Consider the following 24,326-nt stretch of genomic DNA (forward strand, 5'->3'; position numbering starts at 1 on the left):
TGACGTGCAAACTTGGAGCTTTGTGCTTCTATTTAAGTTCAGTGCTGGTTGACAGTTTTGTGCTCCGAAACCCGCCCGAACGCAAAGCCCGAAACCGTAAGCCGACACACAAGCCGACCTTTCGCAAAGCCAAAAGATCCACTTTTTTGCAAACGCACCGACAGAAATATGTATTTTGGTAAATTATACTTTGAGAACTGAGTCCGCTCTGAAAACCCCGTTTTTTCAAATTACTGAAAAACGCAGTTTCGCCGGAAAAATGTGATTACTTTTATTGACTAAGAATATATTTACAATAATGTACATATTGAAACACTGTTGTCCGATAAAAACTTTTTAGAAAAAGTACGCGGGCAAATTTGAGTTTTGCCCGTCGTACTAATAATTGTAGCTTTGTATTCATCACAAAACAAGTCTACAATGAACAAAAGTACTTATTTTTTTGGACAATCGGTATTCGGACAGCTCATATCTATGGTAGATACAAGGATTATCGCCCGAAACAGCAAACGGTACAAGGCCGATCATTACGTGAAACGTTTCACGGCTAAGGATCACCTTATAAGCATGTTGTATTGCGTCTTCGCCAAATGCTCCTCCCTGCGCGAGGTGGCGGGTGCAATGCTCGGTCTTTCAGGCAAGACCAGGCATTTCCAGCTCGGCCACATACCCTACCGGAGCACCTTGTCGGACGCCAACAAGCGCAGGAGCGTTGATTTCTTCTCGGGCGTGTACCACGACCTGCTTCGCGAGTACCAACACGTGATCTCGGACACCCGCTTTAAAGATGTGTTGAACAAGCAGGTCGAGATCTTCGACAGCACGGTTATCAGTTTGTTCCAGGACATCTTGAAGTGCGTCGGCAGAACACCCTCGAACGGTAAACGCAAAGGGGGGATCAAGGTGCACACCGTTATCAATGTCGACGAGCCCGTTCCCAAGATGATATGGTTCTCATCCGCTGCCACGAACGATCACCTGCTGTTGAGGAAACTGGAACCGGATGACAACACTATTTACGTCTTCGACAAGGGATACAACGATTATAAAGCCTTCAAGCTGTTTTGTGAAAAGGGAGCCGGATTCGTTACCCGCATCAAGGAGAACGCCGTTTACAAGGTGGAGCAAGAACTTTACATCGATGAATGCATCCACAGCGGCGTGCTGGAAGACACTATCATCGAGGTGACCGTGAAGGAAGATGATGGCGGGAGCAAGCTGAAGTTGCGCAAGGTGGTGTTCTACGACAGGGTGTTGAAAAGGAAGTTCGAGTTCCTCACCAACCTGTTCGAGATGCGGCCCGACATGATAGCGGCCTTGTATAAAATAAGATGGCAAATAGAGCTGTTATTCAAGCAGTTAAAATCAAACTTCCCCCTGAAGTACTTCCTCGGGGATAACGAGAACGCGATAAAAATACAGGTATATTGCGCTTTGATCGTGAACCTCTTGCTCACGGTTATACAGAAGCGGTTGAAACGGCCTTGGGCATTCTCCAACCTGGTGTCATTTTGCAGGATACACCTGTTTAATTACCTGCACTTGATAAAATTTTTAGAAAACCCGGAACGAGATTGGCAACGAGATGACCAGGATTTAGAGATGCTTACCCTTTTCAGGGGGGCTTACTTTTGAAAATAGAAAAATTATAAAAAGAAACGACTGATAATAAGCCGGTTAAAAGTAGCGAAGAATCAAAATCGGTTTTTATCGGACGGCAATGTATGTTTATCAGAAAGAAAAGACATCGTTCTGGCAATATCGGAGTTATTGTTGTTGAGAAAATCGGTGGCAAGATGAAAGAACTTGCCACAATTGGTGTTGCATATAATGAAGATGAGGTCGAAAATCTTGTCAATGAAGCAAAAGAATGGATTTCAAAAGAAGAATCCCGGCGTCATCCCCAACTCGATTTATATGGTGAGGAGCGTAAAGCGTGTGATCGTGAGCGAGAAGAAGTACGTCGTGTATTGTCACAGGTGAGTAATATACTTCTCAATGGTTACGACTTGATATTGGACCGCACTTTTGATAGGATTGGTTTCAATCGTATTGACGATGAAGTGTTCCGTAAGCTAGTGAAAGCCCGTTTGGCATATCCAACGAGCAAGGCTGCTACGGTGGAATATCTGAAAAACCACTTTGACGAAGATGTGGATCTCTCAAAAATCTATCGCTATCTTGACAAGCTTAGCGACCATCAGCACGAAATCGTACAGGACATCAGCGTGCGCCATACTGCAAAACTGTTCGGTGGCAATATCGGTGTGTTGTTCTATGATGTCACCACACTTTACTTTGAAGCGGATTATGAGGACGACTTGCGCAAGACAGGCTTCTCAAAGGAGGGACGTCACAGTAATCCTCAGATCATACTCGGCCTGCTTGTTAGCCTTGGCGGCTATCCGCTTGCCTATTGCATCCATGAGGGCAACAAATATGAAGGCCACACGATGCTGCCGACGATAAACGAGTTTGTAAGCAAATACGGTTTGGAAAACTTCGTTGTGGTAGCCGACTCTGGTCTGATGAACAATGCAAATATAGCGGAACTTGAGGCTCATGGCTACAAGTATATAATAGGTGCGAAGATAAAGAATGAAAGTCAGGAAGTCAAGAACTGGATATTGGAACAGCCAAAGCGCGACTGCCAGATGGTTGAATATGACAAAGGAGGTGGCCGTCGGCTCTTGGTCGGCTATACAGATGACCGTGCAAAGAAAGATGCCTATAACCGAGAGAAGGGAATACGCAGATTGGAAAAGGCATATAAGCATGGTGCGCTCACTAAAGGTAACATCAACAAAAGAGGTTACAATAAGTTTTTATCCATGGATGGTGAAGTGAAGGTAGCCATCAACTATGACCGTGTTGCCGACGACTCCAAATGGGATGGTCTAAAGGGATATCTCACCAATACGGATATACCAATACAAGACGTTTATGCTGCATACCACAACCTTTGGCATGTAGAACGGGCCTTCCGTATAGCCAAATCAAAGATAGAGATACGTCCTATGTTTCATTTTACACGCAAACGCATCGAGGCTCATATATGCATCTGCTTTGTGGCTTTGAAAGTATACAAGGAATTGGAGCGCATGCTGAAAGTCTCAGAGATTAAAATGAGCGTAGACAAGGTGCTTGCATTGGCTAAGACCATCACAACCATACAAATTAAGCTACCTCTGAACAAGGATGTATACACTCAGACAATGTTGATGGCAAGGCATCAGAAAATCGCCAAACTCTTTGATGAAGATTTTTGGGTGACGCAATGACGAAGTCAGGTGATACAGGCGGTGTACCGAAGGGTATTTTTCCTTTAGCCGGCCGATGCGTTCCCACACCTTTTCAAGCTTTTTGGTGCCTCCTTTCTTTTTCAGGGCTTCGGCTGCCTGGCTCAGTCCACATTCAAAGGCCCGCGTGAAACGGTTTTCCATGGACGCTTCCTTGAGACCCTTGCTATAGCTCTTCACCTTGTAGAAGCTGTCACTTTCGCCATCCACTTCTACCTGACTGATCTCGATGAGCTGGTTGGATTTATCCCGTATTTCCACAGGGGAAAGGCTTGTTGCACGGTATTCTTTGAGTTTACCCCGTGAGACACAGATGTAGTCGAAGGATTCCTCTTTCAATATCTTCAGGTTATCATTCGTGGCGATGCCGGCATCCATGACCACCACCTGCTTTTTATCGGATCTCCCCCGATGGGATTTCATCTTGTCAAGAACATGTCGCAGGCTTTCAGGATCAGTCATGTTGCCTTCAAAGATTTGTGACTCCTTCAGGAAACCTTCCGGGTTGACCACCACAGCCAACACCACCTGTCTGGCATCGTTACGCTTTTCCTTGCTGCGCCCGAACTTCGCTATCCGGCTCTCTCGCATAGCTCCCTCGAAGTAGGTATTTGTCAAATCATAGATAATGATCTTGTCATCCAAGGAAAAAAGATCGTTCGTACGGTTGGAAAAATGACGTTCCAGGCCATCCTTCTCATCATAAAGCCGGTGAGCCATCTGGTAAAGCTTATCCTTGGTGATGGCCGAAGGATCAACACCGGTTAGTTCACAAAGCGCCGAGTTCTCCTGCAACCAACGGCTGGTTTTAAACTCCGATGCGGGGTAAACAGCCCGGGCGATGATCTGTGTTAAAGCAAGGGCGATATCTTGTTTCTCCCAGCCGAAAGTCTCAAAATACTCTGGCAGGAGCAATTGGCGGCAAGCTTGAAGGCAGAGCCATTCGCCACCAACCTCCCGAATATCGCTGTTCGTTGTCCTGTCAATGTACACCTGCTCGATACCGGCTGCCTTCTTTTTTGCCTTTTCTATTTTCTGCGCTTCATGGAGTAGTCCCACGTATTTCGTGCACAGGGCTTCCACCTTGTCATCGCGAAGTGAAGAGATGATGAATGTTTTGCCCTCGAGGTAAACCTGGTTGATGCGTTGACAGAGAAAGGGAATCTTTTCAGGTGGAAGAACTGATTCCAGGTCACCCAAAGAGAGCAGCGTGCGGTTACGGATGAAGCGGCCTTCCCGGTAGCTCTCGCACAACCGGTAATGGGTATACTCATGGCCCCCATCCTTTTGCTTTATGCTTGTCTTGAAAAACATACAACGCAAAAGTAATCAAGGGTAACGGTTTTTTCAACATCAAATGGGGGACTACATTCGTGTTTTAAAACAAATCGACATTGAATATCAGCCTGATACAAAAATTCATGGTCATCAAACAGACGTAAAACGGACGGAGGATTTGCGAGGTTGCGGGGGGGGATATCCACTATCCCTTGTAATCTCGCAAATCCTGTGTTCTACGATGTCGCCGTTAGGCGAGGAGTAGAATGCAGGATGTAATCCTCCGTCCGTTCTCCCGACGAGCCGAAGGCGATGTCGGGAGAACAAGCGGATTTAACGTAAATAGAGGGTAAGTTTAACTTCTATTTATAATCGTGCTGCAATGTGGGTTACCAAAATTCTTACTTTTTTAGAAATAGCAACGGCGCAAATAGCTGATAATATGCTAAATACGCCGTTAGTGTTGTTGTCCCACCAGGATTCGAACCTAGACTGACTGAACCAAAATCAGGAGTGCTACCATTACACCATGGGACAATCCTCTGTTGCTTCGTGAAAAGCAGTGCAAAAGTATAACATTATTTGGAAACGGCCAAATTTGGGATGATGTTTTTTGGATTACCTCATCAACTCCCGGGTTCGACCTCTTCAAAGAGCATCCGTGCGCGACAGGCCACCCCTTTTTCGGCAGTTACCAGCTGGAAGAGGTAATCGTTAATGCTCTTCTGCTCCCGGTAGACAACTCCGGTATCCCCAAATGTGATCTCCTTGAGAAAATTTATCTCGAACCTTTTCAGGCGTTGCTGCAGGTAGAAATCGAGCGAGAAGCAGTCGGCTATCCATTGGATGTAAAACGGACTGCTTGCATGGCGGTTCACATCGATGTGGCTATACTTCACCTCAAACCGGTTGGCTATCTTGCCGTTTACGTTGGCAATCCGCCCTGGTGTGCCGATCGGGGTACTCTCCGGCAGTATGAATTCGTTGAGTGAGGGCAGCGTGTCGAGCTGGACGCTCCTGCGTGTTCTCATATCGATTACAGCCCACGAGGATGAGGCATAACCGATCAGCCGGTCGTCACCATTGGTAATCCTGAAATTACGCGTGGTGAACAGCGTTTCCACATCCTGAATCCATGTCTCGATGGTAATCGTTTCGTTTTCAAGTGGCAACCTCTCCACATCAAGGATGAAGCGGGAAAGAACCCATGTGTAGTCTAGCGACTGCAACTTCAGTACGCCAAACCCGTTGTTGTCGGCATCCTGTCCTGCAGTTTTCAGGATCATGTCGAACAACGACGATAACGATACCTTTTTCCGGAAATCGATATACTGGGCGGAGATCTGGAACTGATACTTTCGCTTTTTCTCCATGATCAGTTAGATTGCAATCAGCAGGTAGTAGTTCTTCTTGCCCCGCTGCGCCAGTATATATTTATCGGCAATCAGGTATGAGGTATCAATGACCGTTTCGGCATCTTCCAGCTTGTCTTTGTTGATCGATACGCCACCGGCCTGTACGGTTTTGCGCATTTCACCCTTGGAAGGAAAAACTGCGGCTGTCTCGGTCAGCAACTCCACCGCCTTGACTCCTCCGGCAAGCAGATCCCTCGAAACATTGAATTGAGGAACACCGTCGAAAACCTGAAGGAAAGTGGTTTCGTTGATAGAACGGAGGGCCTGGGATGTGGATTTTCCAAAGAGGATCTCCGAGGCAGTCACCGCCATCTCATACTCCTCCCGGCTATGAACCATGACAGTGATCTCCTCCGCCAGCCTCTTCTGTAGCGGCCGCATATGCGGAGCAGCCTGTTGTTCTGCCACCAGCGCTTCAATCTCTTCTTTCGACAAGGAGGTGAAGATCTTGATGTATTTTTCGGCATCGGCATCGCTTACGTTCATCCAGAACTGATAAAACTGGTAGGGTGAAGTGTAGCGGCTATCCAGCCAGACATTGCCACTTTCCGTTTTTCCGAACTTTCCTCCATCGGCTTTGGTGATAAGGGGACAAACCAATGCGTATGCTTCTCCGCCGGCAATTCGCCTGATAAGCTCGGTACCTGTGGTGATGTTGCCCCACTGGTCACTCCCTCCCATCTGCAGGCGGCATCCAAATTCACGGTAGAGGTGCAGGAAATCGTATCCCTGCAGCAGCTGGTAGGAGAATTCGGTGAAGGACATCCCTTCGCTGGCCTCGCCGCTCAACCGTTTTTTGACGGAATCTTTAGCCATCATGTAGTTGACGGTAATATGCTTGCCGATATCGCGAATAAACGAAAGGAAGGAGAACTCTTTCATCCAGTCGTAATTGTTCACCAAGATTGCCCGGTTGGGAATATCACTTTCAAAGTCGAGGAATTTTGCCAGTTGCTTTTTGATCGCTTCCTGGTTATGTCTCAGGGTCTGCTCATCCAGCAGGTTGCGTTCTGCCGACTTCATGGATGGGTCTCCTATCATTCCCGTAGCACCTCCTACAAGCGCTATCGGTGTGTGGCCCGCACGCTGCAGGTGCTTGAGCATCATCACACCCACCAGGTGCCCAATATGAAGCGAGTCGGCTGTAGGATCAATTCCCAGGTATCCTGCAGTCCGTTCTTTCAATAATTGCTCTTCCGTACCGGGCATCATATCATGGATCATGCCTCGCCAACGAAGTTCTTCTACAAAATTCATATTCATCTGATCGTTATTCGGTAGTTGTTCAAAAGCTTTGTCGTTCCATTTCCGACTATTTCCCGGCACTACCAGAGAGTAAGGGTGTTTCCGGTGAATTGCGCGAAAAGAATCGCTGTCGTAATGAAGTGCAAAGATAACTTTTTCTTCTCAGAAAACGGTTATTTTTACCGGTTAACGTCGTGAACTACGTAAAGGAGGGAAAGTGGACAACTTTGGGTCGAAGGAGAAAGAGGCGGCAATATGGTTTTTGGGAATTAAAAAGGGGTGCTTTTGTCTGCACCCCTTTTCCGGTATCTGTCGACTGGATCTTATTTCAACAGGTTGATGAAGTCGACATTGCTCTTGTATTTTGCGAATTCAAGATCGTTCAATGCTCTGACTGCCATTGCTTTGTCCATGGTTATGGCAGAGCGCAGGTTGCTCATCACATCGCTGAAGTTGTTGGTTCTTGCACCTACGATGGCCATCAGGTAGTAGGTGAGTGCATCGGGAGTCTTGATGGCTTTCAGTGTGAAATCGGCAGCGTTGTAGTTTTTGGTCAGGATCTGTGCCAGTGCGGCATTGTTAGATTTGGTATCACCAAAGGCATCAACAGCCTGATTGTAGTCCCCCTCCATCAGGTAAAGCAATCCCATTGCAGCATCGAGATTGTTTGCACCAGATGATTTACCCAGCAATTCCTTGGCCAGGCTAGTATTGCCGTCCATCATGGCGAACAGTGCCTTGTTTACATTCACTTCAGGAGCATTGGGCGAAACGAGGGCCGCACGATCCAGTGCCTGTCTGGCATTATTGTATTCGCCGCGCTGATAATAAGCGGTGGCCATATTGTTCCATCCCCTGTAATCTTGCGGGAAGTTTACAGTAACATATTGATAGATTTTTTCCCTGTCGGCATCGTTATCGGTGAGTGTCGAAGCGTACAGGAGTTCCTCTACCGAAAGTTTCTTGGGGTTGGTGCGCCAGAAATCCATGATCTCTTCATCAGATTTACCGATGATCTCGATGTTGGCCGTGATGCGTGAACGACGAAGTTGCGGAAGAATAGTGGATGCCAAGTCGCTGTAAACGAATGAGATGTTCTTGATTTCACGTTCACGGGTTTCAGGATCGGGATACATGGACAAAACTCTTAAGACAAGTTCTTTGTCCTGCAGGTCAGATGCTTCGAGCAACTGACGGAAACCCTCCCAGTCCTGAGCCGTATAGCGGGCATTTACATCAACATTGACATTCCGTTTTTTTAGTTCACTTTCCAGGTATTGGGTCGTGTTCTTTTCACGTTGGGCAGCCAGTCTCTCATTGAGGGAAACACCACCGTCAGGCGAAGCGTAAGCGGAGATTTCAACGTCAACATTCTGGCGTGGATCGTTGAATGCATCCTGAACGCGTTGCTGCCAAGTGCGCATATCCTGCTTGTTTGTTTCAGATGAGCGGATATTGGCCTGTTGGATGATGAAGTGGATATTGGCTTCCTGTGTCTGTTTAATGATACGCTGGAAACCGTCGGGAGCAACAGAGGGGGCAGTGTTCTGGGCACTGGCCAACGCCGATGTGGCAATGATACCGTCGGCTACCTTTACTTCCGGAAGTTTTACCGTTTTATTTTTGATTTTGGCATCGAAGCGCATGAAGAGTTCCGAAGTCAGCATGTCGGGCTGATAGGGAAAGTTGAAACTCATGTTAAAGTTTCCTCCGCGGTTGTAGGGAATCTCGATTCCGTTTCCAGAAACCTTTTCACCTTGATAGGTCTGGGTAGATCCGTAAGACTCCTTGGTTCCGGCATATTTCAGAACCGGTGTAATTTTTACGGTTGCCTTTTTGTTGAACCATTTTTCGGGGAAAGTTCCGTTAACGGTCACAGGCACGTTATTGCCGACTGTTTCCAATGGCGAAGGAGTCGCGTTGAAATTAGATTGCGAGAGGGGCTTTAAGTTGCTGCACGATGTAGCTACAACGGCAAGCCCGACGAGCAGAGCATAAAAAGAATTCTTTCTCATTTCTTTGATTGATGTTTATTTTTTAAGTTAAATCGAGTTTTCCAATATGGCCAATCGAGTTATCCTGTTCTACTTCTTTCATTGTCCGGATAATCGGAGAGGACAACACAACAAAAATACTTTTTTTCCCCGATATCAGAAAATATAGCAGGTACATTTAGCTATTTTTTAGAAAACAAAACCCCAGTTGTTCCAGAAGAGGGGCGATCTTCGGGTTAGCATTTTTCAGATAATATGCACCATACTCCCTTCGTAACGGGTAATTGGACCGAAACCAGTAGAATTTGTCGGGATCTGCCTTCAGATTCGCTGTCTCCTCCATTGGGTTGTAGCTATGCCAGACCGCATAAGCCAGCTGTTTGTCCGGTTCAATCTCCGTAAGGTCGATAACCGGGTCATGTGGTTCGGGAAGTGGCATCAATCGTATCGGGTAGATGCCTGCTGCGAAGAATGAGTTCAGGTTCTCAAGCGACATGCGGGTTGCAGTCCATTTACCGTCTGCCGAATAGCCGGCGATGTGAGGAGTAGCGATGTCTGCCATCTGTAATAGCTCCCGGTCGATCTCAGGCTCGTTCTCCCAGCAGTCGATCACAGCTCCGGCGATCCTTCCCGTTTTCAACGCCGCTTTCATTGCAGGGTTGTCTACTACGCTCCCACGGCACGAATTGATGATGAAGGGCCTTTTTCTCAATGTGTTGAAGAAATTGGTGTCCGCCAGATGATAAGTCTTGTATTTTCCACTCTTCGTTAATGGAGTATGCAGGGTGATGATATCGGCCTGCTCTTTTACCGTTTCCAGATCCACGAAAATAGATTTCTCGCGATCCCCCTCATTTTGGCCGTACTCCTTCTCTTCACGTGGGGGGTCGTTAAGCAACACCCGCATCCCCAGTTTTCTGCATGCAGCTTCTACTTTACTGCCTACGTTCCCCACACCGATAATTCCGATCGTCTTGTCTTCCAGCCTAAAACGGTACTTGTCGGCCAGATAGAGCAATGAGGCGGTAATGTATTGTTCCACCGAATTGGCATTACAGCCCGGTGCCGTGCGCCACGCAATCCCGTTTGCATCACAATACGCGGTGTCGATATGGTCAAAGCCGATGGTTGCCGAGCAGATCAGTTTCACGTTGGTCCCCTCCAGAATCTCCTTCCCAAAGTGGGTGACCGTACGGACGATCAATGCATCCTTGCCGCTGATGGCCTGTTTGGTAAACTGGTTTCCGGGCAAGTATTCCACTTCGCCGAACTGTTCGGCAACCCCTTTTAAATAGGGAATATGTGCATCTGCAAGAATTTTCATTTCAAGTTCATATTTCCAGATTAATGAGGGATCAATATTTTCTTCTAGGATCCTCCTTCCACATCAGCAGCGCTCTGGCAATTGCCTGCTCAACGATTGGCGCCATGATGGCATATCCTTCGGCGTTAGGGTGCACTCCGTCTGCCGACAAGCTTTCGGGGAGCCCGTTCCGCTCATCTGCCATGGCGGAGTGGTAGTCGCAGTAAACTGCACCGTGCGTTTCCGCATACTTTTTTATCCTGCGGTTCAGCTCTACGATCTTCCCGGCAGGCTCAAGTCCCGGTTTCCACTTATAGTCATATGCTGGAAGAACTGAACAGAGCACCACCTGGATTCCGTTGGCCTGAGCCAGCTCGGTCATCGAATGGATATTGTCCTCGATCATCTCCAGGGTTGATGGCCCCGTATTTCCTGCAATGTCGTTTGTTCCTGCAAGAATTACTACAACCTTCGGGTAAAGGTTAATCACGTCCTGTCGGAAGCGGAGCAACATCTGAGGTGTGGTTTGCCCGCTTATGCCGCGATTGATGTACGGACGGTTTTCAAAGAACTTCGGAACTTTCTCGATCCAACCCTGAGTAATGGAATTCCCCATGAAAACCACCCGGTCATCACAGGTTCTCGGCATACCCAATTTTGCATTCTCTTCCTTGAAACGATTTAAGTTTGCCCAGTCCTGGGCACCTGAATATGATATGAATCCCAGGGTAATAATAACTGAAAGTAATAATTTTACTGCTGTTCTCATTTTGCTATATTGTGTTGTGTTACTGTTGTTACTGGAAAGTGATATCTCCACTCCATGAGGGCGTTATACTCATACGTGAGGTGCCGGTCATTCCGGCATATCCCGCATGTTGTCGTAAATTGTCAGGTGGTTTTCACTTACTCGACGCTTACAGCTGTACCGGATGCTGAAACCATCAGCATGCTGCCATTGTTGCCTATTGTTTCATAATCGAGATCTACAGCCAGGATGGCGTTCGCACCCATCTTCCGGGCCTGTTCGCTCATCTCCTCCAACGCAATCTCCTTCGCTTCACGCAAAACTTTCTCGTAGCTGCCTGATCTGCCGCCGATTACATCCGTGATAGAAGCAAAGAAATCCCTCACGATATTTGCGCCGATAATGGTCTCACCGCTGACAATTCCGTGATAGGCAACAATCCGCTTACCTTCGATACTGTTTGTTGTAGTAATTATCATATAAAACTATGGTGCTGTTCACCGATTTTTTGTCGAAAGATAATACTTTTTATTCTTTCGTTGCCAATTATCTTCCAAAAAAAATGGTGCCGATTTCATTCTTTCCGCCATTATCGCTTATCTTTGTTGCAAGAGAGAAGTTTACTGCTAAAAAAATGAAGAGATGAAATTCGTAGGAGCACACATCAGCGCATCCGGTGGTGTAGAGAATGCACCGGTCAATGCACATGCAATAGGAGCCAAGGCATTTGCCTTTTTCACCAAGAACCAGCGTCAGTGGGTGGCGGCACCCTTTACACAGCAGAATATCGATCTGTTCAAATCGAGGTGTGAAGAATATGGTTTCTCGCCCGACCAGATTCTGCCGCACGACAGTTACCTGATCAATTTGGGACATCCGGAGGAAGAGGGCCTGAAAAAATCACGTTCCGCTTTTTTTGACGAGATGAAACGTTGTGAACAGTTGGGATTGAACCGGCTCAATTTTCATCCCGGCAGCCATTTGAACCAATTGTCGATTGACGATTGTCTTGACCGGATTGCCGAATCGATCAACCTGGCGTTGGAGAAGACGAACGGAGTGACTGCCGTCATCGAGAATACCGCTGGGCAGGGGACCAACCTGGGTCATACCTTCGAACAGATTGCCCATATTATCGATAAGGTTGAAGACAAGAACAGGGTGGGGGTCTGTCTTGATACCGCCCATACCCTGGCGGCCGGTTACGAAATCAGGACCCGGGAAGGATTTGAAGAGACTTTCCGTCAGTTTGACGAGATTATCGGGTTCAATTACCTGAAAGGTATGCATTTGAACGACTCCAAGAAGGAGTTGTCGTCGCGTGTAGATCGCCACGACAGCTTGGGCAAGGGCTTGATGACCATGGACGTTTTCGTTTCCATAATGAATGATTCCCGTTTCGACAATATCCCATTGATACTCGAAACCCCTGACGAGACATTGTGGGCAGAAGAGATAAGGCTGCTCTACTCGCTGGTATCGCAAGGCGAATAAAATGGATTGAAGCTATGTACTATCTCATGCCGGTTGTTTTTGTCCTGGGGATTATTGCGATTGCACTCGAGGATAAAATAAAGATAAATAAATCTGCTACTGCGCTGTTTGTTTGCATCACACTCTGGTTGATGCTGGTCTTCGGTTCGGGCGATATTCTGGTGGAACGTCAGAACCCCGATTTTCTACACTTTCTCAAACAGACTGAACTGGAAGATGCTCCCGTTAAAGAGCAGATTGTCCATTATCTGACCGAAAACACGTTTGTCTCCCATTTGGGAGATGTGGCACAGACACTCTTTTTTGTAATGTGTTCGTTGCTGATTGTGAATATTGTGGACAGGCATGGGGGATTTCTGGCAATCTCGCGTTCGCTGCATACCGACAATAAGAGAAAGTTATTATGGATGATCGGACTCTCCTCTTTTTTCTTTTCAGCCCTGCTCGATAACCTGGCTGCAGCCATCGTGCTTATTGCTGTACTCCGCAAGCTGGTCCCCGATCATACCGACCGCATGAAATATGCCAGCATCATTGTGCTGACAGCAAATGCAGGTGGCTCCTGGTCACCAATCGGCGACGTGACAACCTTGCTGCTTTGGACGGGAGGCAATATCACAGCCTGGCATCAGATATCACATCTCTTCCTGCCGGCACTGGGCAACCTGCTGGTCACATTGATAATTGCCGATATATGGTTGTTCCGGAAAGGGGCAAGATTGCGTCAAACCTGCAACGTGATGGCCGATGATATCTATATCGAACGGATTCCGAACAGTTCGCGGATCGTTATTTTTTGGATTGGAATCTTATCACTTGCTTTTGTTCCCGTATTTCAGTCGATTACCCATCTGCCTGCTTTTATGTGCGTCTTGATAGGACTGGTCTTCCTCTGGATTTATACCGACTTGATGTATAGTCATTTGGGTGATATCCGTGAGTCGGACAAGTTGCGCATTCCTACATTGGCCCGTTCGGTAGATCTACCCACAATCTTCTTTTTCTTCGGCATACTGATGTCGGTTGCAGCCCTGAAAGTGGGAGGGCAGCTCTCGCTTTTTGCCGATCTCCTCTCGTCAAATATAAGAGAACCCTATGCCATCACTATAATTGTCGGGGCCATCTCCTCTGTCGTAGACAACGTGGCATTGGTAGCCGCTACTATGGGAATGTTTCCGGTAGCAGAGACTGTTGCGGCAACAACACCCTACATGAACTATTTTGTTGCCGATGGTGGATTCTGGACCCTGCTGACCTACTGTGCCGTAACCGGGGGCAGCATCCTGATTATTGGATCGGCAACCGGAGTGGCAGTCATGGGGCTGGAAAAAATCAGTTTCGGGTACTATCTGAAACGATTTACACCGCTTGCAATCGTGGGATATGTTGTCGGCATCCTCTTGTTTATGTTGATGGGATAAGGTTGATCAGTTCAATGCTATTTCATCGATAAAGAGGTAAGCCTTTCTTCCTTTTCCCGGATGCCAGGCCGGCATGACGGTCGGTTTCACCGTCACCCTGTAATAGCGGGCAGTCACGGGATCAAAGGAGAGCGTGTGGACGGCAATATCCGACCAGTGGGTGCTGTTGGTGTCGACCAGTTGCTGTCGCTTGACCTCGGTGAAGCGTTCATTGTCTGATGAAGCCTCGAGGATGATCTCCGAGGCATCAAAGATCCAGTCTCCCGTCACCACGCAGTTACGGATCTCGGCTGTGGTGATCTCTGTAGGTTCCAGCATATCGATAACGGCCACCACCTCCTTGCCGCCAAACCCGATCCATTTACCCGATTTGTAGTTTGTATTGCTGCCGTAAAGACCGTCAACCAGCATTCCTTCACCTGTAAAGCGGTAGGTCGGGTCGGCTGTTGTAAGCAGCGAGACCGGTTTGTAACTGGATTTGCTTGCTTTGATCTGTTCCGAGAGGATTCTGCTGTTGTGGCCGTTTTCGCGGATGGCAACCGCACGTAGTTCAACATTCTCCCTGATGGAGATCCTGCCGTCGTACCGGGTTGATGAAGCAGTAGGGGCTGATCCGTCGAGCGTATAGTATATGGGAGCCTGGTCAATGGTTGAGAGTTCCACCTCGAGCGAATTGGTCTCAAAACTGGGGGTCATGTTGGCCTGTACGTCGAAAATGTGCTTGGCATAGTTATATCCCAGTTTGTCGTAGAGACCGACCAGCCTCGGCAACCGGGTCAGGAAGGCCTCATACTCCCGCTTTTCCGGTTCAACCCACTGCACTTCGGCAAGTGCCGCGATACGGGGCATAACCATGTAGTCCACATGCTCTGCTGTTTCAATATATTCGGTCCACAGATTGGCCTGGACCCCCAGGATATGGGCTTTCTGTTCTTCTGTCAGGATGCCGGGGGCAGGTTCAAAGCTGTAAACCTTTTCGATCGGAACATATCCACCGATGGCCAGTGGCTCCTCGTCGGTATATTGAGTCTGGTAGTAGTCGAAATAGCAATAGGCAGTCGGAGTCATGATCACGTCGTGTCCCATTTGGGCAGCCTGGATGCCACCCTCCATGCCTCGCCAGGACATGACAGTGGCATTCGGTGCAAGTTCCCCTTCCAGAATCTCGTCCCAGCCGATGATGCGTCTCCCCTTTTCGTTCAGGAACTTCTCGATGCGGGCGGTCACATAACTCTGCAGGTAATGTTCGGCGGTATGTCCATTGCTGTCCTTAAGCTTGAGCTCCCTTATTCTTGCCTGGCAGTGGGGACACTTCTCCCAACGTACCTTGGGGCACTCGTCACCGCCGATATGAATATATTCGGAGGGGAAAAGGTCGATCACTTCCGAGAGAACCCTCTCCAGGAAGGTGAAGGTCTCCTCTTTGCCTGGGCAGAGGACATCGTCGAAAACTCCCCAGGTAGCCTCTACTTCGTAGGGGCCGCCGGTGCAGCCCAGCTCGGGATAGGCTGCCAGGGCCGAGAGCATATGGCCCGGCAGGTCAATTTCAGGGATAACTGTGATATAGCGCTCCCGGGCATACTGAACGATCTCCCGGATCTCATCCTGGGTGTAGAACCCACCGTGAGGTTTCCCGTCGAACTCCCCGGAGTTTCTGCCGATCACGGTATGTTTACGTTGCGATCCCACCTCTGTAAGCTTCGGGTATGCCTTGATCTCTATCCGCCATCCCTGGTCGTCTGTCAAGTGCCAGTGGAACCGGTTGAGATTGTGCAATGCCAGGATATCGATATATCTCTTCACAAATTCTGCCGGCTGGAAGTGACGGGCTACATCCAGCATCATGCCGCGGTGTGAGAATCTGGGCTCATCCTTGATGGTGACGGGCTGGAAAATTACCTGTCCGCCATCGGCCGGGATCGACTTGCGTAACGTCTGGATCCCGTAGAAGACGGCGGCCTCGCTTGCTCCAGTAATGGTTATGCTCTTTCCGTCAACTCTCATTTCATACGCTTCGGCATTGGGATGTTGCAGGCCGGTGGCCAGTACGATGGCGCCATTTTCCTGTGTACCGGTAGATATGCCCGGTTTGATGCCCGTGGATATTTCCAGGAATTCTGCCAGAAATTCCGCGTTGCGTCTCATCTTCTCGTTGCCTTCCGGAATTATGATCTTTACCGATCGGGACAATATAAACGGATCTCCTTCGGATGTGACGATCTCCGATGGTAGTGGAATAACTTCGTAGTTGGCCGGGACTATCTCTCCGTTTCCACTGGGTGAACAGGATAACAGAATAGCCATCACCGCACCCATTGCGGCAAGAACCTTGATTTTTTTCATTTTAGTTTGCGTTAAGAATTAAGAACGGTCAATGTATCCTTTACCTTCCGAGCACTGGTAATCAGTTGTTCGAACTCGTCAATCGTGATGTTTGTTCCTCCCATCGAAACGGTTGACTCCCTGTATTTCATTCCACTCTGTACCGGTTCGCGGGCTGAAAGGTGGAACTCCACCGCACCGGTCTCCCTGGCAATCGTGGCAATATTGTTTTCATTGATGCCGCTTCCTGGCATGATGATGATGCGATCTCCGGCCTGTCGAACCAGTTTTTTCAGCAACTCGATACCCTGTACCGCCTTGGGCTGTTGTCCGGATGTAAGAATCCTGCTGCAACCCAGCGCGATAATCTGCTCTAGACTGGCAAACGGATCGCGGCACTTGTCGAATGCCCGATGAAACGTGATATCCATCCCTCCTGCTGCGGCTACCAGTTCACGGCACCGTTCAATATCCACATCCCCCTCAGCCGTGAGACAACCGATTACGATCCCGTCGACACCCAGCTTGCGGCACATTTCGATATCCTTGAGCATAATCTCGTGTTCAAGCCGGGAATAGAGGAAATCACCGCTTCTTGGACGGATGATTACGTTCAGCTTGATGCTGAGCAGCTCCCTGGCGATCGCAATCTCACCATATGAAGGAGTAGTTCCCCCTTCCGGAATCGCTGCACAAAGTTCTACCCTGAAGGCTCCGCCTTTTTGGGCCTCAATGCAGCTTGTAACGGAGTTGGCACATATCTCGAGTCTGTATTCCTTTTTCACCATTCAATCGGAAAGTATTATTATAAAAATCTACGTTACGTGAATGCAAAGATAGCGATTGTTTCTCCTGTTATGAAATTTCCAGGCAAACTTTACCCCTGTTGTCCGGAGGGGTAGCCAGAAAATCAACCCCTTAGCCAAGTAGTGGAAAAATGCTCTTTTTTGAATCGGTAACAGCTGTATGCATTGCGAAATTAGAGTGAGTTTTTTATCTTTGCAGGTTTAGACAGTTAAATTAAATAAATTAAAGATAGATGGTTGAAAAAATTCACACAACGCTTCGTGATTCTTCCGTGGCAAGATGGACGGCACTGATTCTGCTGGCCTCTACAATGTTTGTTGCGTACATGTTTATCGATGTACTGGCCCCCCTGAGTACCATGCTCGAAACTTCGCTGAAATGGACCCCCGACACCTTTGGTGCGGTTGCCGGATCCGAGTACTTTTTGAATGTGTTTGCATTCTTCCTGATTTTCGCAGGAATCATTCTGGACCGGATAGGAGTTCGCAGAGCAGCTCTTGTATCCGGTTTTCTGATGGTGATAGGTGCATCGATAAAACTGTACGGCATCAGCGATTATTTCAATGCCGGCGGTTTCGGATATGACTTTTTTAATTCGTTCTGGACCGGTTTCCCCGGATCGGCAAAAGTGGCATGCATTGGCTTCGCTATTTTTGGTTGCGGTGTGGAGATGGCAGGTGTTACTGTCTCCAAGGGGATTGTAAAATGGTTTGCAGGAAAAGAGCTGGCCTTGGCGATGGGTCTTGAGATGGCCATTGCGAGGCTGGGTGTCTTTGCCGTGTTTCGCTTGTCTCCTTTCCTGGCTGAGAAGGGTGGTGTTACGCTTTCGGTTGGAGTAGGGACGTTGTTGTTGCTGATAGGTCTGCTGACTTTCGGTGTATATTTCTTCTTCGACAAGAAACTGGATGCACAGACAGAGGCACTCAGGGCAGCAGGTGACGAAACTTCTCAGGAAGAGGAGTTCAGGATCAGCGATCTCAAGACCATCTTTACCTCGAAGACCTTTATGGTGGTGGCCGGTTTGTGCGTACTCTTCTATTCGGCCATCTTCCCGTTTCAGAAATTTGCTACCGGAATGCTCGAAAGCCGTCTGGGGATGACTACCTCCGAGGCGAGCAGCCTCTTCTCCTACTTCCCTATCGGGGCAATGATCTTGACCCCACTGCTGGGATGGTTTATCGACAACAAGGGTAAGGCTGCTTCGATGTTGATGCTAGGGTCGCTGTTGATGATTGTCTGCCATCTGATCTTTGCCCTTACGCCGACGGAAAGCTTTACATTCGCGATTGCTTTGACTGCCATCATCGTGCTTGGAGTCTCGTTCTCCCTGGTTCCGGCATCTCTTTGGCCTTCAGTTCCCAAGCTGGTAGACAACAAGGTACTTGGGTCTGCCTACTCCATCATATTCTGGATCCAGAATATCGGACTGATGTTGACGCCGATATTGATCGGATGGGCATTGAAGAGCAGCAATCCGGGTATTGCCGAACAGATTGCGGCCGGTGAAGCTGTCAAGTATAACTATACAGTTCCGATGCTGATCTTTGCCGGATTTGGTGTTGCAGCCCTTCTGCTTGCATTCTACCTGAAAGCCCTGGACAAGAAGAAGGGATTTGGTCTGGAACTACCCAATATTGTCAAGTAGAATTCTTGCTAGACCCCATTAAGACGGGCAGTAGCAAACAAATGGCGGATTAAGTTGTTTTATAAAAACTATGCAATTTCAACTTACATCCGAATACAAGCCGACAGGTGATCAACCGGAAGCGATAAAGGCGCTGACTGAGGGACTTCGACAGAAGATCCCTTATCAGACGCTGTTGGGTGTTACCGGTTCGGGAAAGACCTTTACTATTGCCAACGTGATTGCTCAAATGAACAAGCCTACGCTGGTGCTGAGCCATAACAAGACATTGGCGGCACAGCTATACAGTGAGTTCAAGAGTTTTTTCCCGAACAATGCGGTGGAGTATTTTGTCTCCTATTACGATTACTATCAGCCGGAGGCCTATATCCCGACGACCGATACCTACATCGAGAAGGACCTCTCCATCAACGACGAGATTGAGAAATTGCGCCTGGCGGCCACCTCATCCCTCTTGTCGGGACGTAACGACGTGATTGTTGTATCGTCCGTCTCCTGCCTCTACGGTATCGGGAACCCGGAAGATTTCAACAAGACCACCATCGATATTGCTGAGGGGCAATCGCTAGAGCGGGACCATTTCCTGCGGCTTCTGGTGAACTGTCTTTATTCACGAAATGAAACCGTCGAGTTCGGACGGGGAAATTTTCGTGTGAAAGGGGATACGGTGGATGTCTTTCTGGCATATCACGACCATATTGTTCGAGTGATTTTCTGGGGAGACGAGATCGAAAGTATCGAAACGATAGATCCACTTACCGGTGTCACCATCGAACGGCTCGGCTCATACCGGATCTTTCCGGCCAATCTCTTTGTAACTACCAAGGAACGGATTTTTCGTGCCATCGATGAGATTCAGATCGATCTGGGAAAACAGGTGGAATTTTTCCGCTCCATCGGAAAACATCTCGAAGCTAAACGCCTCTATGAGCGTGTAACCTATGATGTGGAGATGATCAAGGAGATTGGTTATTGTTCCGGAATTGAGAACTATTCACGCTATTTCGACGGACGTTCACCCGGAACCCGTCCATTCTGCCTGCTCGATTTCTTTCCCGATGACTATCTTACCGTTATTGATGAAAGCCATGTAACCGTTCCCCAGATCCGGGCGATGTACGGTGGCGACCGTTCCAGGAAGCTAAACCTGGTGGAGTACGGTTTCCGCCTGCCTGCAGCTATCGACAATCGCCCGCTTACCTTTGAGGAGTTTGAGTCGCTTACACCCGAGATTATCTTTGTGAGTGCCACACCTGCCGATTATGAACTGGAAAAATCGGAAGGGATTGTGGTGGATCAGCTGATACGACCTACTGGCCTGCTCGATCCGCCCATCGAGGTGCGCCCCAGCCTGAACCAGGTGGATGATTTGATGGAGGAGATCCAGCAGCGGGTCGAACAAAACGAGCGGGTGCTGGTAACCACACTCACCAAACGGATGGCTGAAGAGCTGACCGATTATCTGGCACAACACAATATCCGTTGCAACTACATCCACTCCGACGTGGAGACACTAGAACGGGTGAAGATTATGGATGATCTGAGAAGCGGAATCTATGACGTGTTAATCGGAGTTAACCTGCTGCGGGAGGGATTGGATCTTCCCGAAGTATCGCTTGTTGCTGTGCTTGATGCCGACAAGGAGGGTTTTCTGCGGTCGCATCGTTCGCTGACACAGACTGCTGGCCGTGCCGCCAGAAATGTTAATGGAAAGGTTATCTTTTACGCCGACAAAATAACCGAGAGCATGCAGATGACCATTGATGAGACCAACCGTCGGCGGGAGAAACAGATAAGATACAACGAGCAGCATGGCATAACCCCGCAACAGATCATCAAGTCCCGCTCGTCGGTACTGAGCAGGGAGCATGCGGCTACTGCCGAAGCCAAGGCATATGTCGAGCCCGATTACTATCCGGTGGCCTCGGAGCCGCTGCCGGCATATGCTTCTGCCGAAGATCTGAGGACAAGGATCGAGCAGACCCGCAAAGCGATGCTTTCTGCCGCCAAGAAACTGGAATTCCTCGAGGCGGCTAGGTTACGCGATGAGTTGATCAGGCTGGAAGATGAACTTGCTGCCAAATCGAAAAACTAACGTCCAAAATAATAATGAAGTCAGACATTCAGATTGCAAGAGAAACACCACTCAAGAAGGTAAAGGAGATTGCAGAACGCATCGGCATTGAAAGGGATGCAATACACAACTATGGTCCCTATATGGCCAAAGTGCCGTTGAGGCTTAAAAAAGAGGAGAAGATAGATCGGAGCAACCTGGTTCTGGTCACGGCCATTACACCCACCAAGGCAGGTATAGGCAAGACCACCGTCTCTATCGGGCTGGCGCTGGGACTGAACAGGATAGGAAAGAAGGCCATTGTCGCACTACGTGAACCTTCGTTGGGTCCGGTCTTTGGGATGAAAGGCGGAGCAGCCGGCGGCGGGTATGCCCAGGTGCTTCCGATGGAGAACATCAATCTCCATTTTACCGGTGATTTTCATGCAGTCACATCGGCACACAACACCATATCTGCCCTGTTGGACAACTACATCTATCGGGTCCAGGGCACACCTCGCGAAATCAAGGAGGTCCTCTGGAAACGGGTTTTGGATGTGAATGATCGCAGTTTGCGCTATATTGTTACCGGACTTGGTCCGGGAAATGGCGTACCCCTGGAGAGCGGATTCGATATTACCGCTGCATCGGAGTTGATGGCCATCCTCTGTCTGGCGGAAGATGAACAGGATCTGCGCCGCCGTATCGATAACATCCTGTTGGGTTATACCCGGGAAGATAAGCCATTTACAGTTAAGGATCTGGGTGTTGCCGGAGCTATCACCGTGCTGATGAAGGATGCGATCCATCCCAACCTGGTGCAGACTACTGAGAATACGGCCGCCTTCGTACATGGCGGTCCGTTCGCCAATATTGCTCATGGTTGCAACTCCGTATCTGCGACCAAGATGGCGATGTCGTACGGTGATTATGTTATCACTGAGGCCGGCTTTGGAGCCGACCTCGGAGCTGAAAAATTTTTCAATATCAAGTGCCGGAAAAGTGGACTGCAGCCGAAATTGACGGTAATCGTCGTTACTGCACAGGGGCTCAAGATGCATGGCGGTACACCCGAAAAAGCGATCAGACAGCCCGATATGGCCGGTTTGGTGAAGGGGCTGGAGAACCTGTCGAAACATCTGGAGAATCTGGCCGCTTTCGGTCAGACCGTTGTGGTGGCATTTAACAGATATGGTTTTGATACAGATGATGAAATTGGCACCGTTGCTGAGTTTTGCCGTCAACGCGGTATCCGCTTTGCCGTCAACAACGCTTTTACTGAAGGAGGAAAAGGGGCAGTTGAACTGGCAAATGCTGTGGTCGATGCCATTGAGAACGAACCGTCACAACCGTTACGGTTTACTTATCCGGATGATGATTCCATACGCACGAAGATTGAGAAGGTTGCACTCAATGTATATGGGGCAAGGGATGTGGTTTTCAGTGAAAAGGCATTGCGCCGGTTGAATCGGATAGAGCAGTCACCGTTGAGTGCTTTTCCGGTTTGCATTGCAAAAACACAATTCTCCTTCTCTGCAGATCCCAATGAATATGGTGTAGCCAGGGATTTTCGCTTCAAGATCAACGATATCGTCATCAACCAGGGAGCGGAATTTATTGTAGCCATAGCCGGCGAGATGATGCGTATGCCGGGACTACCGGCTGATCCGCAAGCCCGCCGGATCGATCTCGTGGATGGAAAGGTGGAGGGGTTGAGCTGATAACGGATCTTTTCGAAAGTTGAGCATTGAGCAAGAATATCACCTTTTTAAGCGATAATTTAATATATCATTATTTTAAGAGATATTTTCACATATCATTTTTTTTCATGATATTTGTCTCATGATAGCAGTAATAAAAGGCGACATTGTATCATCCCGCAAGATAGCAGATCCAGAGAAGTGGCTGCTACCGTTGAAGGCACTCTTCAATGAATGGGGTGCATCGCCCGGTCAGTGGGAGCTGGTATGGGGGGATACCTTTCAGCTCGAAATCGAACGGCCGGAAGAGGCACTGAAAAGGGCATTGCAGGTGAAAGCGCTGATCAAGAAGATTGGCTCTGGAGAGACAAATAAGGGTCCTATCGATGTAAGGATGGCGATAGGTATAGGCCGGAAGAGTTATTCGGCCGAACGGATAACTGAAAGTAACGGAGAGGCGTTTATAAATGCCGGAGAAAGGTTTGAAGAGCTGGAAAAAGAAAAATCGAGATTGCAGATCAAGAGTCCCTGGTCAGAATTTGACGTGGAGATGAACCTCCTTATCCGTTTGGCATCCGTTTTTATGGATAAGTGGTCGGTCGCCTCGGCAGAGTTGGTCGGAATTGTGCTGAAGAACCCCGGCTTCACCCAGCTAGAGGTAGGAAAACAGCTCGGCATAAGACAGAATTCCGTGAGCGGAAGATGGAAGAGGGCCAATATCGATGAGGTATTGGCTCTGGAGCAGATATACCGGCGTAAACTGGGGCGTTTATTATGATCTTGTTTGTCAAACTGATACTGGCCCATATGGTCGGCGATTTTCTCCTTCAGCCAAAATCGTGGGTTAAGGAAAAGGAGAGTAGGGGCCCGGCATCTCCCAAGTTATACCTGCATGGCCTTGTACATGCTCTGTTGACCTGGCTGGTGTTGTGGGATTTTCGCGGATGGATTGTGGCACTTTCAATCGCCGTTCTCCATGTCGGGATAGATGTTGTGAAGTCCTCACTTCAGAAGGAGAAGAACAGGTCCGTCTGGTTTCTGACAGATCAGTTGCTGCATCTGCTAAGTATAGCCATCTTGTGGTGTCTCTTTTTCAGACCGGTACTTCCAGTCGGCACATGGGGAGAGAACCCCGATTTCTGGATCTACCTGACTGCACTCTTTTTTCTCACTACGGTTTGTGGCATAGGAATTCAGATGATGTTGGCCAACTGGGCGGAAGTGATAAATCTCGATAATGAGAAATCGTTGCCTAATGCCGGACGTTATATCGGCATGCTGGAGAGATTGCTGGTTTTTTTGTTTGTCGTTTTGGGGCATTGGGAGGCGATAGGCTTTCTGATAGCTGCAAAATCGGTCTTTCGCTTTGGTGATCTGAGGGACTCGCGAAACCGGAAACTGACTGAATATATTCTTATCGGAACGTTGCTGAGTTTTGGCATAGCCATAGTTACGGGCATCCTTGTATTGTATCTCACTTCTGATATTGTAATGTTGAAAAATTGCTAAAAAAATATACGGCATTGATGTTTAATTGTTACCTTTGCCTGAGTGTTAGGTTATTGAGTACTTGAATAGTCAAAGATGCAAACATGAAAGGCA

Annotated in this window: 17 protein-coding genes, 1 tRNA gene and 1 pseudogene; 9 read left to right on the forward strand and 10 right to left on the reverse strand. The window is 48.4% G+C overall.

The genetic code is table 11. The features are described from left to right. Positions 1–420: 420 nt before the first annotated feature. On the forward strand, positions 421–1,635 hold the full coding sequence (locus tag ING2E5A_RS06990; protein ID WP_071136798.1) for an IS4 family transposase: 1,215 nt from the start codon (positions 421–423) through the stop codon (positions 1,633–1,635). A gap of 89 nt (positions 1,636–1,724) precedes the next feature. After that, the gene (locus ING2E5A_RS15015; RefSeq protein WP_083373236.1) at positions 1,725–3,281 is read left to right on the forward strand and encodes an IS1634 family transposase; all 1,557 of its coding nucleotides are present in this window, start codon (positions 1,725–1,727) and stop codon (positions 3,279–3,281) included. A gap of 6 nt (positions 3,282–3,287) precedes the next feature. On the opposite strand, the pseudogene ING2E5A_RS07000 reads toward ING2E5A_RS15015, so the two are convergent. The 8 genes and pseudogenes from ING2E5A_RS07000 to ING2E5A_RS07035 all read right to left on the reverse strand — a co-directional run. After that, positions 3,288–4,613: pseudogene (locus ING2E5A_RS07000) on the reverse strand (IS1634 family transposase); the annotation flags it as partial. Between the two features lie 430 nt (positions 4,614–5,043). Next, positions 5,044–5,114 (reverse strand) — tRNA-Gln (locus ING2E5A_RS07005). A gap of 89 nt (positions 5,115–5,203) precedes the next feature. After that, on the reverse strand, positions 5,204–5,950 hold the full coding sequence (locus tag ING2E5A_RS07010) for an acyl-[acyl-carrier-protein] thioesterase (RefSeq protein ID WP_071136801.1): 747 nt from the start codon (positions 5,948–5,950) through the stop codon (positions 5,204–5,206). Positions 5,951–5,956: 6 nt separating this feature from the next. Further along, positions 5,957–7,249: a tyrosine--tRNA ligase gene (tyrS, locus tag ING2E5A_RS07015; RefSeq protein ID WP_071138246.1), complete on the reverse strand. Its 1,293-nt coding sequence runs from the start codon at positions 7,247–7,249 to the stop codon at positions 5,957–5,959. A gap of 311 nt (positions 7,250–7,560) precedes the next feature. After that, complete coding sequence (locus ING2E5A_RS07020; RefSeq protein ID WP_071136802.1) at positions 7,561–9,252, reverse strand: tetratricopeptide repeat protein; 1,692 nt, start codon at positions 9,250–9,252, stop codon at positions 7,561–7,563. 157 nt (positions 9,253–9,409) lie between these two features. Next, positions 9,410–10,555 carry a 4-phosphoerythronate dehydrogenase PdxB gene (pdxB, locus tag ING2E5A_RS07025; RefSeq protein ID WP_071136803.1) on the reverse strand — a complete coding sequence of 382 codons (1,146 nt, stop codon included), beginning with the start codon at positions 10,553–10,555 and terminating at the stop codon, positions 9,410–9,412. A gap of 31 nt (positions 10,556–10,586) precedes the next feature. Beyond that, positions 10,587–11,303, reverse strand: coding sequence for an SGNH/GDSL hydrolase family protein (locus ING2E5A_RS07030; RefSeq protein ID WP_071136804.1), 717 nt, complete (start codon positions 11,301–11,303; stop codon positions 10,587–10,589). A gap of 137 nt (positions 11,304–11,440) precedes the next feature. Beyond that, positions 11,441–11,761 carry a heavy metal-binding domain-containing protein gene (locus tag ING2E5A_RS07035; protein WP_071136805.1) on the reverse strand — a complete coding sequence of 107 codons (321 nt, stop codon included), beginning with the start codon at positions 11,759–11,761 and terminating at the stop codon, positions 11,441–11,443. A 163-nt stretch (positions 11,762–11,924) separates the two neighbouring features. On the opposite strand from ING2E5A_RS07035, the gene nfo reads away from it, so the two are divergent. Both nfo and nhaD read left to right on the forward strand, forming a co-directional pair. Next, entirely contained in the window at positions 11,925–12,776 is an 852-nt protein-coding gene (gene nfo / locus ING2E5A_RS07040; RefSeq protein ID WP_071136806.1) for a deoxyribonuclease IV, read from the forward strand. Positions 12,777–12,790: 14 nt separating this feature from the next. After that, positions 12,791–14,197, forward strand: coding sequence for a sodium:proton antiporter NhaD (gene nhaD, locus ING2E5A_RS07045; RefSeq protein WP_071136807.1), 1,407 nt, complete (start codon positions 12,791–12,793; stop codon positions 14,195–14,197). Between the two features lie 6 nt (positions 14,198–14,203). Here the strand turns inward: nhaD and ING2E5A_RS07050 are convergent, their stop codons facing one another. Together ING2E5A_RS07050 and ING2E5A_RS07055 are read right to left on the reverse strand one after the other, a co-directional pair. Next, positions 14,204–16,540 carry a glycoside hydrolase family 20 protein gene (locus tag ING2E5A_RS07050; protein WP_071136808.1) on the reverse strand — a complete coding sequence of 779 codons (2,337 nt, stop codon included), beginning with the start codon at positions 16,538–16,540 and terminating at the stop codon, positions 14,204–14,206. 11 nt (positions 16,541–16,551) lie between these two features. After that, positions 16,552–17,307, reverse strand: coding sequence for a copper homeostasis protein CutC (locus tag ING2E5A_RS07055; RefSeq protein WP_071136809.1), 756 nt, complete (start codon positions 17,305–17,307; stop codon positions 16,552–16,554). Between the two features lie 251 nt (positions 17,308–17,558). On the opposite strand from ING2E5A_RS07055, the gene ING2E5A_RS07060 reads away from it, so the two are divergent. The 5 genes from ING2E5A_RS07060 to ING2E5A_RS07080 all read left to right on the forward strand — a co-directional run bounded on the left by ING2E5A_RS07060 (position 17,559) and on the right by ING2E5A_RS07080 (position 24,233). Continuing rightward, positions 17,559–18,971: an MFS transporter gene (locus tag ING2E5A_RS07060; protein WP_071136810.1), complete on the forward strand. Its 1,413-nt coding sequence runs from the start codon at positions 17,559–17,561 to the stop codon at positions 18,969–18,971. A gap of 70 nt (positions 18,972–19,041) precedes the next feature. Beyond that, the gene (gene uvrB / locus ING2E5A_RS07065; RefSeq protein WP_071136811.1) at positions 19,042–21,066 is read left to right on the forward strand and encodes an excinuclease ABC subunit UvrB; all 2,025 of its coding nucleotides are present in this window, start codon (positions 19,042–19,044) and stop codon (positions 21,064–21,066) included. Positions 21,067–21,080: 14 nt separating this feature from the next. Further along, positions 21,081–22,745: a formate--tetrahydrofolate ligase gene (locus tag ING2E5A_RS07070; RefSeq protein ID WP_071136812.1), complete on the forward strand. Its 1,665-nt coding sequence runs from the start codon at positions 21,081–21,083 to the stop codon at positions 22,743–22,745. A 121-nt stretch (positions 22,746–22,866) separates the two neighbouring features. After that, positions 22,867–23,502 carry a hypothetical protein gene (locus ING2E5A_RS07075; protein WP_071136813.1) on the forward strand — a complete coding sequence of 212 codons (636 nt, stop codon included), beginning with the start codon at positions 22,867–22,869 and terminating at the stop codon, positions 23,500–23,502. Next, entirely contained in the window at positions 23,499–24,233 is a 735-nt protein-coding gene (locus tag ING2E5A_RS07080; RefSeq protein ID WP_071136814.1) for a DUF3307 domain-containing protein, read from the forward strand. The genes ING2E5A_RS07075 and ING2E5A_RS07080 overlap by 4 nt, the downstream gene beginning before the upstream one ends. Positions 24,234–24,326: the final 93 nt, after the last annotated feature.

The sequence above is a fragment of the Petrimonas mucosa genome, from assembly GCF_900095795.1.
Taxonomy (GTDB): Bacteria; Bacteroidota; Bacteroidia; order Bacteroidales; family Dysgonomonadaceae; genus Petrimonas; species Petrimonas mucosa.

What these genes read in the sequence shown, in the direction of transcription:
- ING2E5A_RS06990 (WP_071136798.1), top strand. Translation starts at nt 421, where the DNA reads ATGAACAAAAGTACTTATTTTTTTGGACAATCGGTATTCGGACAGCTC.
- ING2E5A_RS15015 (WP_083373236.1), top strand. Translation starts at nt 1,725, where the DNA reads ATGTTTATCAGAAAGAAAAGACATCGTTCTGGCAATATCGGAGTTATT.
- ING2E5A_RS07010 (WP_071136801.1), bottom strand. Translation starts at nt 5,950, where the DNA reads ATGGAGAAAAAGCGAAAGTATCAGTTCCAGATCTCCGCCCAGTATATC.
- tyrS (WP_071138246.1), bottom strand. Translation starts at nt 7,249, where the DNA reads ATGAATTTTGTAGAAGAACTTCGTTGGCGAGGCATGATCCATGATATG.
- ING2E5A_RS07020 (WP_071136802.1), bottom strand. Translation starts at nt 9,252, where the DNA reads ATGAGAAAGAATTCTTTTTATGCTCTGCTCGTCGGGCTTGCCGTTGTA.
- pdxB (WP_071136803.1), bottom strand. Translation starts at nt 10,555, where the DNA reads ATGAAAATTCTTGCAGATGCACATATTCCCTATTTAAAAGGGGTTGCC.
- ING2E5A_RS07030 (WP_071136804.1), bottom strand. Translation starts at nt 11,303, where the DNA reads ATGAGAACAGCAGTAAAATTATTACTTTCAGTTATTATTACCCTGGGA.
- ING2E5A_RS07035 (WP_071136805.1), bottom strand. Translation starts at nt 11,761, where the DNA reads ATGATAATTACTACAACAAACAGTATCGAAGGTAAGCGGATTGTTGCC.
- nfo (WP_071136806.1), top strand. Translation starts at nt 11,925, where the DNA reads ATGAAATTCGTAGGAGCACACATCAGCGCATCCGGTGGTGTAGAGAAT.
- nhaD (WP_071136807.1), top strand. Translation starts at nt 12,791, where the DNA reads ATGTACTATCTCATGCCGGTTGTTTTTGTCCTGGGGATTATTGCGATT.
- ING2E5A_RS07050 (WP_071136808.1), bottom strand. Translation starts at nt 16,540, where the DNA reads ATGAAAAAAATCAAGGTTCTTGCCGCAATGGGTGCGGTGATGGCTATT.
- ING2E5A_RS07055 (WP_071136809.1), bottom strand. Translation starts at nt 17,307, where the DNA reads ATGGTGAAAAAGGAATACAGACTCGAGATATGTGCCAACTCCGTTACA.
- ING2E5A_RS07060 (WP_071136810.1), top strand. Translation starts at nt 17,559, where the DNA reads ATGGTTGAAAAAATTCACACAACGCTTCGTGATTCTTCCGTGGCAAGA.
- uvrB (WP_071136811.1), top strand. Translation starts at nt 19,042, where the DNA reads ATGCAATTTCAACTTACATCCGAATACAAGCCGACAGGTGATCAACCG.
- ING2E5A_RS07070 (WP_071136812.1), top strand. Translation starts at nt 21,081, where the DNA reads ATGAAGTCAGACATTCAGATTGCAAGAGAAACACCACTCAAGAAGGTA.
- ING2E5A_RS07075 (WP_071136813.1), top strand. Translation starts at nt 22,867, where the DNA reads ATGATAGCAGTAATAAAAGGCGACATTGTATCATCCCGCAAGATAGCA.
- ING2E5A_RS07080 (WP_071136814.1), top strand. Translation starts at nt 23,499, where the DNA reads ATGATCTTGTTTGTCAAACTGATACTGGCCCATATGGTCGGCGATTTT.